This is a genomic window from Streptomyces sp. SAS_281 (genome assembly GCF_052542855.1).
Map to the genome: position 1 here is coordinate 1 of NZ_JBMNDO010000020.1, position 16488 is coordinate 16488.

Here is a 16488-nt window from a genome sequence, read left to right on the forward strand (position 1 = left end):
CGCCGCCTGGAGCGCGGCGGCCGCGCCCGTGCTCGCACCGAACACGCCGAGGGGCCCGGGCGCGCGGCCCCGCACCCAGGCGGCGGCGTCCACCAGGCGGCCGGCGAGGGCCGAGATGTCGAAGACATGGCCGCCCTCCGCCTCCTCGTCCGCGGTGAGCAGGTCGAACAGCAGCGTGCCGAGGCCGGCCCGGTTCAGCGCCGCCGCGACCGACCGGTTGCGCGGGCTGCGCCGACTGCTGCCGGACCCGTGGGCGAAGAGCACGAGCGCCCCGGAGCCGCCGGCCGGGGTCAGGGTGCCGGGCAGGTCGACCCCGCCGGCCTCCACCAGCACGTCGCTGGCCAGCCGGGGCCCGTTCTGCCGCGCGGCCCGGGCCAGGAGCGCGACGACCTCCTCGTCCGGCGTCTGGCCGAAGTCCCGGTACCACTCGCCGACCGCCGAGAACCCGGCCGGCGACGACAGGCAGACCAGTTCGTCCGCCTCCCCCCGCAGCCGGGCCGCGGCGGACGGCGGCGCGACCGGCACCGCCAGCACCACGTGTGCGGCGCCCTGCGCCCGGGCCACCGCGCAGGCGGCGAGTGCGGTCGCGCCGGTGGCGATCCCGTCGTCCACGAGGACCACGGTGCGCCCGGCGAGCGGGACGCGCGGCCTGTCGCCTCGGAACTCCCGGGCCCGGCGCCGCAGTTCGGTCTCCTCCGCTTCCTGGACCGCCGCGATGTCGGAGTCCGACACGCCGGCCCGGCGCACGATGTCCTCGCTGATGACCCGGACGCCGCCTTCCCCGATGGCCCCGAAGCCCAGTTCCGGGTGGCGCGGGACGCCCAGTTTGCGGACCACGATGACGTCCAGCGGGGCGCCGAGATCCTGCGCAACGCGGAAGGCCACCGGCACGCCGCCGCGGGGGAGGCCCAGCACGACGGGATCGCTCTGCGCGAGAGGGCGGAGGGCTTCGGCGAGCCGCCGGCCCGCGTCGGGACGGTCGGCGAACAGCACGGGACTCACCCCACATCGAGGTCCACGCACGGCGCCCACCCGTCAGTCGCCGGGTGACGCACGTACCTCATTCCAATCAACCGCGCTTGCCTGGCCCGTGCAAATCGGCGGAAACATACGGGATCCCGGCACCTGGATGACAATGAAAACGATTGTCGTTAACGTATGCGGGGTCGGGCGCCCAAGCTGCCGGCCGCTGGCCGGTGCGTGCCCGGAATCACGCAACCGTGCGTCGAAGAGGGGGAGTTGTGGCTCATCTGCTGATGGTCGAGAGCTGGGTCGGGTCGATGAGCAGACTCTTGCCGAGAGCGATCAGGGAGGGCGGGCACGAGTACACCTTCCTCACCCGCGATCTGCACCACTACCTGCGCTCGGCACCGGAGGGCACCCGGCACCCGCTGCTCTCGGCCCGGAACGTGCTGACGGCCCCCACCAACGACCCCGACCGCCTGCTGCCGTTCGCCGAACGGGCCCACCAGGCCCTGCATTTCGACGCCGTGGTCTCCTCCTGCGACTACTACCTGCCGGTGGCCGCCCGTATCGCGGCCCGCCTGGGCCTGCCCGGCCCCGTCCCCGAGGCGATGGAGAACGCCTGCCGCAAGGACGCCACCCGGGACGTCCTCGCCCGTGCCGGAGTGCCCGGACCGCGCTACGCGGTCTGTGCCGACTGGGCCGGCACCGCCGAGGCGGCGGCACGGATCGGGCTGCCGCTGGTCGTGAAGCCGGTCGACCTGTGCGCGGGCATGCTGGTGCGCCGTGTGGACGACGAGGCCCAGCTCGCCGACGCCCACCGCGCCCTCGCCGATTTCCCGGTCAACGCACGGGGACAGCGGCGTTCTCCCGTCATCCTGCTGGAAGAGCTGCTGCACGGTCCCGAGGTCAGCGTCGAGACCGTCACGCACCGGGGGCGGACCCGGGTGATCGGGGTGACCGACAAGAGCATCGGCGGCGCACCGGCCTTCGTGGAGACCGGCCACATGTTCCCGGCGGCCCTCACCGCAGCGGACGCCCGCGCCGCCCGGGACACGGCGGTCCGGGCGATCGAGGCACTGGGCCTGGACGGCGTGGTGGCGCACACCGAGATCAAACTGACCCCCGAAGGACCCCGCGTGGTGGAGGTCAACCCCCGCCCGGCCGGCAACCGCATCACCGAACTCGTCCGCCATGTGACCGGCATCGACCTCGCCGCCGCCTGTGTGAGCGTGGCGCTCGGCGAGGAGCCGGATCTGCGGCCGCACGACACCGGCCTGCGCAGCGCCGCCATCGGCTTCCTGGTGCCCGGCACCGGGGGAGTGCTGGACGGCATCGACGGCGGCGTCGCGGTCGGCGAGGCCGACGACGTGCTGGAGCTCAGTCTCGCCGCGCCCGGCACCCGGGTCACCGCCGAGGGCAGCAACAACGGATACCTCGGGCATGTGATGGCGGGCGACACCGACGGCCCGGGCGCCCGAGCCCGCGTGGAAGCGCTGCTGGCGGGCCTTCGCCCCCGGGTGGTGTCCCGGTGATCGCGCACACCGCCACCTCCCCGGCCCCCGGCTCGTGCGACGAGCTCGTCTCCCGCGTCCTGGCCGGCGGGTACGGGCACGACCCGAGGACCCTCCGCGTCAGCACCGCCTTCACCACCCGCCAGTCCGTCAGGCATGCAGGGCGGGCCGGCGGCTACCGCAACGAGGTCCTGAGCCTGCGTATCGGCGCCGCCGTCGGCTCCTGCGCGGTCGAACCGGGTGAGCTGCCGGACGGCGCGGCCGACGAGTGCGTCGGCACCGATGCCGCCACGCTGCTCGCCCACCCGCTGCGGCCGGTACGGATCGCCGCGCTCGACGCCTTCCTCATGCACGTCCTGCCGCACGGCCCCGCCTCGGGTGCCCGGCCGGTGCCGCTGCCCGCAGGGGGCTCGCTGGAGAGGTCGCGGGCCAGGGCGCGCGCCGTCGTCGGCCTCCTCGGCCTCCCGCCCGGCCGCACCGTGCTCGTCGTCGGCGTCGTCAACTCGCTCCTGGAAGCGCTGCGTGAGCGCGGACTGCGGTACGTGCCCTGCGATCTGAAGGGCGGCACCACGGAGTGGGACGAGCCGGTACGCAGGGATGCCGCGGACCTGCTCAGCCGCTGCGACGCCGTCCTCGCCTCCGGGATGACCCTCGGCAACGGCAGCTTCGAGCACTTCAGGACCCACGCCCTGCGGCACGGCAAGCCGCTCGTGATGTTCGCCCAGACGGGCAGCGCGGTGCTGCCCCGGCTCATCGGCTCCGGGGTCACCGCCGTGTCCGCGGAGCCGTACCCCTTCTTCTGGCTCGACGGCGGCCCCGGCACCATCCACCAGTACGGAGGCACCCGGTGACCACGGCACTCCTGCGCCCCGCAGGCAACCGCGAACTGCTCGGCCTCGTCGGGCGCACCCCGCTCGCCCGCATCACCGTGCCCCTGCCCTGTCCGCACCCCGGGTTCTGGGCCAAGCTCGAAGGCTTCGGGGTGGGCGGCATGAAGGCACGAGCCGCCGTCTCGATGCTCGAAAGAGCCGAGGAACGCGGCGAACTCCGTCCCGGCGCACCGGTCGTGGAGTCGACGTCCGGCACACTCGGCATCGGCCTGGCCTTCGCGGGCCAGGCGCTCGGCCACCCCGTGATCCTGGTGGGCGACAGCGAACTCGAACCGTCCATGCGGCAGTTGCTCCGCGCCCACGGCGCGCGGCTCGAACTGGTCGACCGCCCGGCCGGGCGCGGCGGCTGGCAGGCGGCCCGGCTCGCCCGGCTCCGTGAGCTGCGGACCGCCCTGCCGGACGCCTACTGGCCCGACCAGTACAACAACCCCGACAACACCGCCGGTTACGCCTCGCTCGCCGCCGAGATCGCCGGCCGGCTCGACCGGGTGGACGTCCTGGTGTGCAGCGTCGGCACCGGCGGGCACAGCGCCGGCATCGCCGCCCCACTGCGCCGGCACTGGCCCGCGCTGCGGCTGATCGGCGTCGACTCCACCGGCTCGGCCATCTTCGGCCAGCCCGCCCGCCCCCGGCTCATGCGCGGCCTCGGCAGCAGCATCCACCCCCGCAACGTCGCCCACGACCGTTTCGACGAGGTCCACTGGGTCGGCCCGGCCGAGGCCGCCGACAGCTGCCGCAGACTCGCCCGGGGCAACTTCGTCAGCGGCGGCTGGAGCACCGGGGCGGTCGCCCTCGTCGCCGCCTGGGCAGCCCGCGCGCACCCGGGCGCGGTCGTGGCCACCGTCTTCCCCGACGGACCGCACCGCTATCTCGGCAGCGTCTTCGACGACGGCTTCAACGCCCTGCACGGCCTCCGCACGGGTGCCCCCGCGACCCGCCCCGTGGAGATCTCCCACCCCGGCGCGGTGGAGGCCACGGGCTGGACCCGCTGCACCACGGTCACCGTTCCCCAGGAGCCCCGATGAAATGCGCCCTCAGCACCGTGGAGCTCCGGCTCGCCGAGCCGCTGCGGATCTCCCGGTCCACCACGACCGCCCGGCACGCCGTCCGGCTGTCCGTCGGGCACCAGGGTCTCCACGGCCACGGCGAGGCCGTCACCAGCGTGTACTACGGGCTGGACGCCGGGGCCCTGCGCCGGTGGCTGCACCGGTCCGCCCAAGCACTCGCCGGTTTCCCCGACCCGGAGACCGCCCTCGCGGCGCTCCCCGAGGACGCCACCGGAACGCCCCCGGCGGTCACGGCCGCCGTGGAGTCCGCGCTGCTCGACCTCGTCGGCAAGCGCGCCGGTGAGCCCGTGCACCGGCTCCTCGGCGCCGCCGCCCCGCCCACGGCCGTGACCGCCCGGACCATCGGGATCACCGCGCCCTCCCGGGCCGCCGCCCTCGCCGCCCGTCTCGCGCAGCGGGGATTCACCGTCCTCAAGGTCAAGGCAGGATCGGCGGACGCCGAGGACGACATCGCGCGGGTCCGCGCGGTCCGCGCCGCCGCCCCCGGCGCACGCCTGCTGCTCGACCCGAACGGCGGCTGGAGCCGGTCCGCCGCGCCCCGGCTGCTCGGGCGGTTCGCCGAACTGGGCGTCGAAGCCGTCGAACAGCCCGTCGCACCGGGGGACCCGGAAGGTCTGGCCCGGCTCGCCGCGCACTCACCGCTGCCGGTCGTCGCGGACGAGGACGCGGTCTCCTTCGAGGACGTCCGCCGCCTCGCCGGCCGCGTCCACGGCATCAACGTCAAGCTCGCCAAGTGCGGCGGGCCCGGCGCGGCCCTGCGCATCGCCGGCCTGATCGCCGGAAGCGGCACCGACCTCATGCTCGGCTGCCTCACCGCCAGTTCACTCGGCATCGCCCCCGCCGTCCACCTCGCCGACCGCGCCCGGTGGACCGACCTGGACGGCCATCTCCTGCTCGCCCACGACCCCTGGACCGGGATCGGGGGCGACGACGGCACCGTACGCGCCAACGCGCGGCCGGGACTCGGCGTACATCCGAGCCCGGAGCCCGCCCCGGCAGAGGTGGGACCGTGACGCCCTGGCGCGAGATACGCGACTTCAGCCCGGCCGTCCGCCTGCTGCTGGTCAACCAACTCGGTGTGAACACGGGCTTCTACCTGCTCATCCCCTACCTCGCCGTCCATCTGAGCCGCGACCTCGGCATGTCCGCCGCCGCCGTCGGCACCGTGCTCGGCATACGCAACCTCAGCCAGCAGGGGCTCTTCGTCATCGGCGGCTCGGCGGCGGACCGGCTGGGCGCCCGGGGCGTGATCATCACCGGCTGCGCACTGCGGACCGTGGGCTTCGGCCTGTTCGCCCTGGGCGACGGCACGGCGGTGCTGCTGGCGGCCTCGGTGCTCAGCGGGCTGGCCGGCGCCCTGTTCAACCCGGCCGTCCGCGCCTACCTCGCCCAGGAGGCGGGTGAGCGCAAGGCCGAGGCATTCGCCCTGTTCAACGTGTTCGCGACGACCGGGGCCCTTGTCGGCCCCCTGCTCGGCAGCGCGCTGCTTCTCGTCGACTTCCGGGCCGCGGCCCTGACGGCGGCCGGGCTCTTCGCGCTCCTGACCGTCGCCCAGGCCCTGCTGCTGCCGGCCGGACAGGTAGCCCCCGCTCAGGAGAGCGTGCTGGCCGACTGGCGCGAAGTCGTGGGGAACCGGGCGTTCATGGCGTTCGCCCTGGCCATGGTGGCCATGGTCGCGCTGGAGAGCCAGCTCTATCTGCTGCTGCCCGAGGGCGCCCGTCGGGCCACCGGATGGGACGGAGCGGCCGGACCCGTCCTCGTCGTCGCGACGCTCGCCGGGCTCGCGCTCCAGCTGCGCATCACCCGGGCGCTGAAACGCCGCGGCAGCCGGGCGGGCTGGATCAGCGGCGGCCTCGCGCTCATGGCCGCGGCCTTCGTGCCGCCCCTGCTCGTGACCTCGGGACCGGGCGCGGTGGGCCTGCCCGGCATCGTGCTGCGCATGGCCCCGGTACTGATCGGCGCCCTGCTCCTCCAGACCGGCCTCATGATCGCCCAGCCCTTCGTGATGGAACTGGTGCCCGGCTTCGGCCGGTCCCGGCTCACCGGGACCTACTTCGGCGTCTTCTACGTGGTCTCCGGCATCGCGGCCGCCCTGGGCAACGCCGCCGTCGGCTGGGCGATGGACACCGGCGCGCGCACGGGTGCCGAGTGGCTGCCGTGGGCGTGCTGTGCCGGCCTCGGGCTCGCCTCGGCGGCCGCCGTCGCCCGGCTGCACCGCACCGGGGCACTGCCCGTCGGGCCGGCACCCCTGCCGGCCCGGGCGTGAGGGGGCCGCGATGAAGGACAGGAACCTGCTCACCGACAACCCGGCCCTGTACGAGGCGCGCTTCCCCGACGCCGAACGGCTCGCCGGACGCTGGACCGAGGAGTGCCTGCGCACCCACGGCTGCGGCGCCCGCGTCCTGGACATCGGCTGCGGCACCGGCCGCGACGCCGCCCACCTGCACACGGCCGGCCGCACGGTGACGGGCGCCGACCTCTCCGAGGCGATGCTCCGGTACGCCGCACGGCACCACCCCGGCTCCCGCTATCAACGTGCGGACCTGCGCCGCTTCGACCTGGGGGCGGGGCGCTTCGACGCCGTGGTCTGCCTGGACAGCGCCCTGCTGTACTGCCGGACCGGCGCCGAACTCGACGGATGCCTCGCCTCCTGCCACCGGGCACTCACCCCCGGCGGCCTGCTCGTCGCCGAGATGCGCAACGGCGCCTACTTCCTCGACCGCGCGCACCGCGACGACGCCCCCGCCACCCATGCGTTCACCCATGAGGGCGTCACCTACCGCTCCGTCACCCGGCTCCGCGTGGACACCGCCGGACGCCTCCTGCACCGCTCCCGCACCTGGGCCGCAGACGACGGCTCGCCCCCGGTCGAACAGCGCTCGGCCTGGCGCCTGCTGCTGCCCGAGGAGCTGCACCGCACTGTCAGCGAGGCCGGATTCGAGGTACTGGCCCTGCACGACGGGCCCGGCCCCCGTACCGAACCCGCCTGGCGCGAAGGCGCGGTCCCGGCGGGCACGACGGCCGGCGACCGGCTCCACCTCATCGCCCGGCGCCGGCGCCCGAGCCCGGCCCCGCAACCCACCGCACAGCAAGGACGACCGTGATGCATGACGACCACCTCCCCGGCCCGCACCGCCGGGGCTTCCTGATCGCCTCGGGAGCCGTCGGAGCGGCCGCAGCCCTCGCCCTTTCCGGGTGCGCGAGCACCCCCGGCACCTCCGACGCGAAGGAGGAAGCGGGCACCCCGAAGCGCGGCGGCCGGCTGAGGGCCGCCTTCGCCGGGGGAGGGGCGAGCGAGACCCTGGACCCGCACCTGAGCAACCTCTTCGCCGACGCGGCCCGCGCCAAGGCCCTCTACGACAAGCTCGCCGACTACGGCGCCGACCTCTCCGCCCGGCCCCGCCTCGCCGCCTCGTGGGAACCGGACGCCACCCTGAAGCGGTGGAAGGTCTCCCTGCGCGCCGCGGTCTTCCACGACGGGACACCCGTAACGGCCGCCGACGTCCTGCACAGCTACCGCCGGATAGCCGACCCGAAGCGCGCCTTCCGTGCCAGGGCCTCGCTCGAACCGATCGACCTGGCCGCCAGCCGGGCCCCGGACGAGCGGACCGTGGAGTTCGTCCTCAAGCGCCCGACCGCCGAATTCCCCAACGTCATGGCCGCGTTCGGCGCGTACATCATCCCGGCGTCCGCGCGCGAGGGCGACTTCGACCACGCACCCGTCGGCAGCGGACCGTTCCGCCTGGTCTCCTTCGCACCGGGCCGCTCCACCCTGCTGCGCCGCAACGACGCCTACTGGGAGGGCGCGCCGCACCTGGACGAACTGGAATTCGTCGTCGCCGACGAGGAGTCCGCCCGCGTCAACGCCCTGCTGGGCGGCCAGGTGGAGTACGCCCACGAATTGAACCCCGCCACCGCCCGCGCCCACGAGCACGGCGGGCGCGTGACCATCGTCCGGCTGCGCGGCAGCGCCATGCAGTCCTTCGCCATGAAGACCGACCGGCCGCCCTTCGACGACCCACGCGTCCGCCGCGCGCTGTTCCTCGTCGCCGACCGCGCGGAGCTCGTCCGCAGCGCCCTCTCCGGCGCCGGAGAGATCGGCAACGACCTCTTCGGCAAGGGGTACGAGTACTACGCCGACGGCCTCCCCCAGCGCGAGCAGGACCTCGGCCGCGCCCGGCGGCTGCTGAAGGAGGCGGGCGCCGACGACCTGCGGATCACCCTGGACACCTCACCGGTCGCCACCGGCTTCACCGAGGCCGCCGCCGTCTTCCGCGACCAGGCCGCGAAGGCCGGCATCACCGTCCGCGTACGGACAGGCAGCAAGGACACGTACTGGAAGGACATCCTCGACGCGGGCACCCTGTGCTGCTACCGCTCCGGCGCGATGCCCATCGAGGCGCACCTCTCGCAGCGCCTGCTCACCGACTCGACCACCAACGCGACCCACTGGCGCTACCAGGACTTCGACGCCCTGTACCGGCAGGCGCAGTCCACGAAGGACCCGGAGCAGCGCGCCGACGTCTACGCCCGCATGCAGCGCCGCCTGTACACCGAGGGGCCGTTCCTCATCTGGGGCTTCGCCGACTGGATCCTCGGAACCGCCCGCAACGTCCGGGGCATCGAGCGGAAGGCCCCCGCCAACACCCTCGACTGGGCCCGCTTCGACAAGGTGTGGCTGGCGTGAACGCGACCGGACGCCGGACGGCGCGCCGGCTGCTCCTCGGTGGCGCGCAGACCGCCGCCGTGGTCCTGCTCGTCTTCGCCGCCACCGAGGCCCTGCCCGGCGACGCCGCCGTCGCCCTCGCCGGCGACCAGCCCGACCCCGCACGCATCGAAGCCGTCCGTACGGCCATGCACCTGGACCGGCCCGCCCACGAACGCCTGCTGGACTGGACGGCCGGCCTCCTCCACGGCGACCTCGGCACCTCACTCACCTCGGGGCGACCGGTCGCCGCCGCGCTCGCCGACGGGATCGGCCCCACCCTGCTGCTCGCCGTACCGACGGTCCTGCTGCTGGTCCCGGCCGGGGTCGGCCTCGGCGTGCTGGCGGCCCGGCGCGAGGGAGGAGCGGTGGACCGGACCATCAGCGCGGTGCTGCTCACCCTGTACGCCGTTCCCGAATTCGCGCTGGGAGCCCTGCTGGTCACCGTCTTCGCCCTGCGGTTCGGCTGGTTCCCGCCGACCGCCGTGGGGTACGGCACCGAGCTCTCCTCCCACCCCGCCGCGCTCGTCCTGCCCGTCCTGGTCCTGCTCGCGCGCCCGGTCTGCTCCCTCGCCCGGCTCGTCCGCGCCGGCATGCTCGACGCGCTGGCCTCCCCGTACGTGGCACAGGCGTACCGCTGCGGCATCTCCCGCACCCGCGTCCGTTACGCGCACGCCCTCCCCAACGCCCTCACCCCGGCCGCCCAGCAACTGGCCCGCACGGTCGACTGGCTGCTGTGCGGGGTGGTCGTGGTGGAGGCCCTGTTCGTGGTCCCCGGGCTCGGCACCGTCCTGATGAACGCGGTCGCGGAACGTGATCTGCCCACGGTGCAAGGGCTCGCGGTGGTGTTCGGCCTGGTCACTGTCCTGCTCAATCTGGGCGCCGACCTGGTCACCCAACGCCTCGCCCCCAGGACGGAGGTGGCCGCGTGATGGCCGTGGCGCCGGCCCGATCCCGGCGCGGGCTGAAGAGGATCGTCGTCGGCCGGCCGCGCGAGGCCGCCCGGGGCCAGGGGGCCAGGCGGTTCGTCCCCGGCCTCGTCGTCCTCGGAGTGCCGCTCCTCATCGCCCTGGCCGGGCCGCTGTTCGCCGGCGAGGCGGGACCGCGCGGTACCTCGCTGACCACCGGAGCGGGCCACTGGCTCGGCACCGACTTCACCGGCCGCGACGTGTTCCGCGAAGTCCTGCTCGGCGGCCGGTCCGTCGTCATCGTCGCCGTCTCGGCCACGGCCCTGACCTATGCGGTGGCGCTGCCCGTCGGCTTCGCCTGCGCCCTCACCCGCCGGGCCTGGCTGGAGGAACTGCTGATGCGCCCCCTGGACGTCCTGCTCTCCGTGCCGTCCCTGCTCGTCGTCCTGCTGGTGTCCGCCGCCGTGCGGCCGGGCCCGGCCGGGCTCGCGGCCGTGGTCGCGTTCGCCGGCATCCCGGACGCGGCCAGGATCGTACGGGCCGCCGGGGCGGAAGCCGCCTCGCGCCCCGCCGTCGAGGCGCTGCGCATGCAGGGCGAGAGCTGGGCACGCCTGGCCCTCGGCTACGTCGGGCGGTCCATCGGCCGCACGCTCGCCGCGGACACCGGCGTACGCCTCACCGGCGCGGTGTACCTCGTGGCCACCGCCGCCTTCCTCGGCGTGGGCGTCGCCCCGGACGCGGCCGACTGGGCCGTGATGGTGGACCGCAACCGCACCGGCCTGTCCGTGCAGCCGTGGGCGGCGGTGGTACCCGCCCTGCTGATCGTCGCACTCACCATGGGCGGCAACCTGCTCGCCGACGCCGCGCTCATCCGCCCGCACCGCACGGAGAAGCACCGATGACACCTCTACGAACCGCCGCGCGCGAGCCGGTCGCCGTGATCGAGGGGCTGCGGGTGGAGGTCGCCGGGCGCGCCGTGCTCGACGGTGTGGACCTCAGCCTGCGGCCCGGCCGGATCACCGCGCTGACCGGCGGATCGGGCAGCGGCAAGACGACCACGGGGCTCGCCCTGCTCGGCGAGTATCCGCCCGGAGCGCGGGTGACCGGCAGCGTACGGGCCCCGGAGGGCCTGATCGGCTACGTACCGCAGCACCCGGCGGCCGCGCTCAACCCGGCCCGCCGCATCGGCGCGTTGCTCCTGGACATCGCCCGGGACCGGGTCCGGCACCTGCCCCGGCCGGGGCGCCGGGCGGCGGCGCGGGAACGCGTGCTCGACGCACTCGCCCGCGTACGGCTGCCGGCGGACGGACGGCTGCTGCGCCGCTACCCGCACCAGCTTTCCGGGGGCCAGCAGCAGCGCGTCGTGCTCGCCCAGGTGCTGCTGCTCGGCGCGCGTGCCGTCGTCGCCGACGAGCCGACCACCGGTCAGGACCCGCTGACGAAGCGCGGTGTCGTGGACCTGCTGGCCGCGGTGGCCCGGCAGGGGATCGCCGTACTCCTGCTCAGCCATGACGCGGACGTCGTCCGGGCGCTGGCCGACGAGGTGGTGGTCCTGCGGGAGGGCCGGGTGCGGGACACGGGGCCGGCGGACGCGCGGGACCGGGCGCCTCTGGGCGGTGCGGGGCGGGACGGCGTGGTGCTCGACGTGCGTTCCCTCGTCGCGCGTCACGGCCGGGCGCCCGTGCTCGACCGCGTGTCGCTCGCCGTCCACACCGGAGAATGCCTGGCCGTCGTGGGCCGGTCCGGGAGCGGCAAGACGACCCTTGCCCGCTGCCTGGCCGGTCTGCATCCCCGCCAGGACGGGGACGTGCTCCTCGACGGGGAGCCCCTGCCGGCCGGGCTGCGCGACCGGTCCCGGAGTCAGCTGGCCGCCGTGCAGTACGTGTTCCAGGACGCGAAGGCGGCCTTCGACGCGTACCGCCCCGTACTCGACCAGGTCGCGCGGACGGCGGTGCGCCTTCGCGGAGCGGACCCGGCCGGGGCGAGGCGCGAGGCGCTCGCGCTGCTGGGCGCCCTCGGGCTCCCGGAGACGGAGGCGGCGCGCCCGCCCGCCCGCCTCTCCGGCGGCGAACTCCAGCGCGCGGCCCTGGCCCGCGCGGTGCTCGCCCGCCCCCGGGTCCTGGTGTGCGACGAGATCACCTCCGGGCTCGATCCGCTGTCCCGGGACGCGGTGCTCGGCCTGCTCGGCGGGCTGCTGCGCTCGGGGCACACCGACGCGCTGGTCCTGATCACCCACGACCTGGCGACGGCGGCCCGGGCGGACCGGATCGCGGTGATGGACGACGGCCGCATCGTGGAGGCGGGCGCGGCGGGGCGGGTGCTGGGCACGCCGGAGCATCCGTGCACCGGGGAACTCGTGGCGGCGGAACGGTCGTTCGGTGCGGCCGGCTGAAGTGTCCGGGGCCGGCGTCTCAGCCGCCCGCGCCCCTCAGTGCCTCGATGAGGAGCAGCGCGATGTCGTCGCTGCCCGGTGTGACGTCCTTCGCGTACTGGACCAGGTGGTCGGCGACGGCCTCCATCGGGCGGCCGGTGTGCCGGCCGAACTGGTCGGCGAGCGCCGCCGTGGACCGGTCGAGATCGGTGCCCGGCACCTCCACGAGCCCGTCCGTGTACAGCGCGAGCGCGGCACCCGGCGGCAGCGGGATCTCGGTCGTCGGGTAGCGGGCGTCCCGGTCGATGCCGAGCAGCAGGCCCGGCGGCAACCGCAGTACCTCCGTGTCCCCGCCGGGGTGGCGCAGCAGCGGCGGCGGGTGGCCGGCCGTGGCCAGGACGGCTCGGTGGCCCGCCAGATCCAGATGGACGTAGAGGCAGCTGGTGAACAGGTCGGCGTCGAGGTCGGCGAGCAGCCGGTTGGTGCGCGACAGGACCTCGGCGGGTGGTGCGCCGGCGGAGGCGTGCACCGCCGTGCGTACCTGCCCCATCAGCGCGGCGGCCGTCACGTTGTGGCCCTGCACGTCGCCGATGGCCGCGGCGGCCGTGGTGGCGTCGAGCGGGATGACGTCGTAGAAGTCGCCGCCGATGCCCATGCCCCGGGTGGCGGGCAGGTAGCGGGCGGCCACGTCGAGTCCGCGGATGCGGGGCAGGGTGTGGGGGAGCAGATGGGCCTGGAGGCTGTGGGCCAGCTGCTCCTTGGTGTCGTACAGGCGGGCCCGGTCCAGCGCCTGGGCGATGAGTCCGGCGATCGAGGTGAGGAGCGCCCGCTCCTCCGGTTCGAAGGGGCGCGTCCGGTCGTATCCGAACACCAGCGTGCCGACGGGGCGCCCGGAGGCGAACAGGGGCAGGAACGCCCAGGCGGCCAGGCCCTCCTGAAGGGACGCGGGCCGGAAGGCGTGCCGGAACTCGTCGAAGGTCCGGTAGAAGGCGGGCACGCCCGTGCTCAGTACCTGCGCGACGGGGGCTCCGGACGCCAGGGGCGCGCCCTCGAAGCACTCCATCAGCCCGTCGCTGAAGCCCCGGTGCCCCTCGATGCGCAACCGCCCCTCCGCGACGGTCAGCACGGCGAGCGCCTGGATGCGGAAGGCGGGCACCAGCTGTTCGGCGATCAGCTCGACCACGTCCTGGATGCCGACGGCCTCGGTGAGCGTCGCTGCCAGGTGCATCAGGTGATAGAGCGCGACCGCACGCCCCGGGGCGCTCGGCGAGGCTGCGGCGCCCGTGGCGCTGGGGAGCGGCGAGGCGTGCGGGCCGGTGACCGGGGTGATGTACACGCTGATCCCGGACGCGTCGGGGTAGAGACGGAAGGACAGCCACTGGTCCGGAGGCCGCAGGGCGACGAAGGACATCGGCTCCCGGCTGATGATCGCGCCCCGGTACTGGTCCTCGAACAGCGGGTCGGCCATCCAGCGCAGCGACTCCCACGGCAGCGTCCCCACCAGGTCCTCGACGCGCCCCCCGACGAGGTCGGCACCGGTCTCCGTGAGATAGGTGATCCTCCCGTGCATGTCGAGGGTGCAGCAGCCGCCCGGCAGCCGGGCCACGAAGTCCGCCGCGGCGACCGCCTCGGTGTGGGCGGGCGGTGGAGCGGTGGCCGGGGGGAGCACCCGCGGTGCCGTTCCCGCGTCCACCGGGTGGCCCCGCTCCCGTGCCTCGTGGAGCACCCGCGCGGCGTCGCGGCAGCAGTGGCCGACCGCATCACGCTCCTGCGGCGTCAGCTGCACCGGGTGGGAGCCGGGCCACAGCAGGACGAGTCCGCCGTGCACACCGGTCCCGTCGGCGAGGGGCGCGGCGGCCAGCGCGAACCGGTACGGCAGGACGAGTGCGGGGCGCGGATACCGCCTGGCCAGTTCCTCCTGGCTGCCCAGCCACACCAGATGCCGGTCCTTCACCGCGTCCGACACCGGCATCGGTGCGGAGAGCGGCACCCGGAGCCAGGGGTCCGCGATCTCCGCCGGAATCCCGGCGAGCACGGCCAGCCGGAGCGTCGAACCGCCGGGCGGCAGCAGGTAGAGCATCGCCACGGCGGCGCCCGTCTCCCGCACGGCGCACGCCACCGTCGCGTCCAGCCGCTCCTCCGCCGAGTCCATGGCGGGTCCGACATTGCCCATAACCGGACAATACGCCCACGCCGTGCGCCGGACACCGCGATGGCTCCCGCCCCGACGCACCTTCTGTCGCCCGCCGGGCCGGTCAGCCCGCCGCCGCTTCCCGGCTGATCCGCTCGAACCGTGCCCCCATCTCCGCGGCCAGAGCCTGCGCGGCCGACAGGGGGCGGACCATCACCATGAGGTCGTCGATCAGGCCCTTTTCGTCCAGATGCAGGAAGTCGCAACCGGTGATCTCCCGGTCGCCGACCTTCGCGGTGAAGACGAGTGCGTGGTCCCGCCCGTCAGGGCTCGCCATCTCCCGTACGTAGCGGAAGTCCGCGAACACCTCCGAGACGGCCCGCAGGATCGCGGCCGTGACCGGTTTGCCCAAGTAGGGCTTGAACGCCACCGGGCTGGTGAAGACGACGTCGTCGGCCAGCGCGGCCTCGGCCGCCGCCGGATCGTGCGCCTCGACCGCCTTGCGGAAAGCGAGCATCCCGGCCTCCATAGTCAATTTGTTGAATAGGTGCGAACGACATTAGTCACATGGGTGCTAGCGTGTCCAGATGTCCCTCAAGTACGCGGTCCTGGCAGCCCTGCTCGAAGGCGAGGCGTCCGGCTACGACCTGGCGAAGGTCTTCGACGTCTCGGTGGCGAACTTCTGGTCGGCCACCCCGCAGCAGCTCTACCGTGAACTGGACCGGCTCGCCGACGACGGTCTGATCGAGGCGCGTGTGGTCGAGCAGGTACGCCGGCCGAACAAGCGGCTCTTCACGCTGACACCGGCCGGCCGCGACACGCTCGGCGCGTTCACCGCCGAGGCGCCACGGCCCACGGCCATCCGGGACGAACTGCTCGTCATGATCCAGGCCGTGGACGTCGGCGACGCCGAAGCGGTACGCGCTTCGGTCGAGGAGCGCATGGAGTGGGCGCGCGCCAAGCTCGCCCGCTACGAACGGCTTCGCCTGCGCCTGCTCGATGGCCGCGACGAGGCGGCGTTCCTCGCGGAGACCGACCGGGTCGGCCCCTATCTCACCCTGATGCGCGGCCGGTCCTTCGAGGAGGAGAACCTGCGCTGGGGCGGGCGCGTCCTGGAGATCCTGGAACTCCGTTCGCACGCACGGGCGATGAGCGGCGCGACGCGGTCCGACGGGGTTGTCGGACCTCACCGCTAGGGTCCGGGCATGACTGATTTCGTACTGGTGGCAGGTGCCTGGCTGGACCAGTCCGCGTGGGACGAGGTGGTGCCGGCGCTGCGCGCGGCCGGGCACGGCGCCCACCCGCTGACCCTGTCCGGGCTCGGCCGTGAACGGGACCGGCCGGTCGGCCGGCAGACCCATGTGACCGACATCGTCGCGGAAGTGGAACGCCTGGACCTGCGCGACGTCGTCCTGGTCGGCCACAGCTACTCCGGAATCCCGGTGGGACAGGCCGCCGAGCGTCTGGGCGACCGGCCGGCCCGAGTCGTCTTCGTGGACGCCTCCGTCCCCGCCGACGGCGAGTCGTTCGTCTCCGCGTGGTGGCAGGGGCCGGCCGCGCTCCAGGAGCAGCTCGACGCGAACGGCGGCCTCTGGGCCGTACCGGAAGCCGATGAATTCGAGGGCCAGGAGCTGACCGGCGAGCAGATCGCACGGTTCCGGAAGGGCGCGACGCCACACCCCGGCGCCGCCCTTGCCGACCCGGCCGTCCTGGACCGCCCGCTCGGCGACTTGCCGACGACGTACATCAAGTGCCTCCTCGACGGACCGGAACCGGGCGAGGACGTGGCCCGGCTGCTGACGAGCGAGCGGTGGGAGCTGATCACCATGGACACCGGCCACTGGCCGATGTTCTCCCGCCCGGACGAACTGGCCGCGATCCTCGACAAGGCCGCCGCCGCCTCCTGACCCGTGGGCGCGGTGGCCCGATCGGACGACCC

General features: G+C 74.6%; 15 protein-coding genes. 12 read left to right on the forward strand and 3 right to left on the reverse strand.

Annotated elements, in window-relative coordinates; translation table 11 throughout:
* The coding region (locus tag ACN6LM_RS10165) for a phosphoribosyltransferase (protein ID WP_445064984.1) at positions 1-993 on the reverse strand (993 nt) is incomplete at its 3' end.
* A gap of 248 nt (positions 994-1241) precedes the next feature.
* On the opposite strand from ACN6LM_RS10165, the gene ACN6LM_RS10170 reads away from it, so the two are divergent.
* From ACN6LM_RS10170 to ACN6LM_RS10215, 10 genes are read left to right on the forward strand one after another with little or no spacing between them, the layout of a single operon-like run.
* Entirely contained in the window at positions 1242-2498 is a 1257-nt protein-coding gene (locus ACN6LM_RS10170; protein WP_445064985.1) for an ATP-grasp domain-containing protein, read from the forward strand.
* Positions 2498-3328 carry a Rossmann-like domain-containing protein gene (locus tag ACN6LM_RS10175; protein WP_445065055.1) on the forward strand — a complete coding sequence of 277 codons (831 nt, stop codon included), beginning with the start codon at positions 2498-2500 and terminating at the stop codon, positions 3326-3328. The genes ACN6LM_RS10170 and ACN6LM_RS10175 overlap by 1 nt, the downstream gene beginning before the upstream one ends.
* The gene (locus ACN6LM_RS10180; RefSeq protein ID WP_445064986.1) at positions 3325-4392 is read left to right on the forward strand and encodes a PLP-dependent cysteine synthase family protein; all 1068 of its coding nucleotides are present in this window, start codon (positions 3325-3327) and stop codon (positions 4390-4392) included. The genes ACN6LM_RS10175 and ACN6LM_RS10180 overlap by 4 nt, the downstream gene beginning before the upstream one ends.
* Entirely contained in the window at positions 4389-5447 is a 1059-nt protein-coding gene (locus ACN6LM_RS10185; protein ID WP_445064987.1) for a mandelate racemase/muconate lactonizing enzyme family protein, read from the forward strand. The genes ACN6LM_RS10180 and ACN6LM_RS10185 overlap by 4 nt, the downstream gene beginning before the upstream one ends.
* Complete coding sequence (locus ACN6LM_RS10190; RefSeq protein WP_445064988.1) at positions 5444-6700, forward strand: MFS transporter; 1257 nt, start codon at positions 5444-5446, stop codon at positions 6698-6700. The genes ACN6LM_RS10185 and ACN6LM_RS10190 overlap by 4 nt, the downstream gene beginning before the upstream one ends.
* Positions 6701-6710: 10 nt before the next feature.
* Positions 6711-7538 carry a class I SAM-dependent DNA methyltransferase gene (locus tag ACN6LM_RS10195; protein ID WP_445064989.1) on the forward strand — a complete coding sequence of 276 codons (828 nt, stop codon included), beginning with the start codon at positions 6711-6713 and terminating at the stop codon, positions 7536-7538.
* A complete protein-coding gene (locus ACN6LM_RS10200; RefSeq protein ID WP_445064990.1) occupies positions 7538-9121 on the forward strand; it encodes an ABC transporter substrate-binding protein in 1584 nt (527 codons plus the stop codon). The genes ACN6LM_RS10195 and ACN6LM_RS10200 overlap by 1 nt, the downstream gene beginning before the upstream one ends.
* Positions 9118-10071 carry an ABC transporter permease gene (locus ACN6LM_RS10205; RefSeq protein WP_445064991.1) on the forward strand — a complete coding sequence of 318 codons (954 nt, stop codon included), beginning with the start codon at positions 9118-9120 and terminating at the stop codon, positions 10069-10071. The genes ACN6LM_RS10200 and ACN6LM_RS10205 overlap by 4 nt, the downstream gene beginning before the upstream one ends.
* Positions 10071-10949 (forward strand): ABC transporter permease, encoded by an 879-nt coding sequence (locus tag ACN6LM_RS10210; protein ID WP_445064992.1) that lies wholly within the window; start codon positions 10071-10073, stop codon positions 10947-10949. The genes ACN6LM_RS10205 and ACN6LM_RS10210 overlap by 1 nt, the downstream gene beginning before the upstream one ends.
* Positions 10946-12439 (forward strand): ABC transporter ATP-binding protein, encoded by a 1494-nt coding sequence (locus tag ACN6LM_RS10215; RefSeq protein ID WP_445064993.1) that lies wholly within the window; start codon positions 10946-10948, stop codon positions 12437-12439. Before ACN6LM_RS10210 ends, ACN6LM_RS10215 begins: the two co-directional genes overlap by 4 nt.
* Positions 12440-12458: 19 nt before the next feature.
* On the opposite strand, the gene ACN6LM_RS10220 is transcribed toward ACN6LM_RS10215, so the two are convergent.
* Complete coding sequence (locus tag ACN6LM_RS10220; RefSeq protein WP_445064994.1) at positions 12459-14591, reverse strand: SpoIIE family protein phosphatase; 2133 nt, start codon at positions 14589-14591, stop codon at positions 12459-12461.
* Between the two features lie 82 nt (positions 14592-14673).
* Complete coding sequence (locus ACN6LM_RS10225; RefSeq protein WP_445064996.1) at positions 14674-15066, reverse strand: nuclear transport factor 2 family protein; 393 nt, start codon at positions 15064-15066, stop codon at positions 14674-14676.
* Between the two features lie 70 nt (positions 15067-15136).
* Between ACN6LM_RS10225 and ACN6LM_RS10230 the strand changes: the two genes are divergently transcribed.
* Both ACN6LM_RS10230 and ACN6LM_RS10235 read left to right on the forward strand, forming a co-directional pair.
* Positions 15137-15745: a PadR family transcriptional regulator gene (locus ACN6LM_RS10230; RefSeq protein ID WP_445064997.1), complete on the forward strand. Its 609-nt coding sequence runs from the start codon at positions 15137-15139 to the stop codon at positions 15743-15745.
* A gap of 9 nt (positions 15746-15754) precedes the next feature.
* The gene (locus tag ACN6LM_RS10235; protein ID WP_445064998.1) at positions 15755-16456 is read left to right on the forward strand and encodes an alpha/beta fold hydrolase; all 702 of its coding nucleotides are present in this window, start codon (positions 15755-15757) and stop codon (positions 16454-16456) included.
* Positions 16457-16488 lie beyond the last annotated feature (32 nt).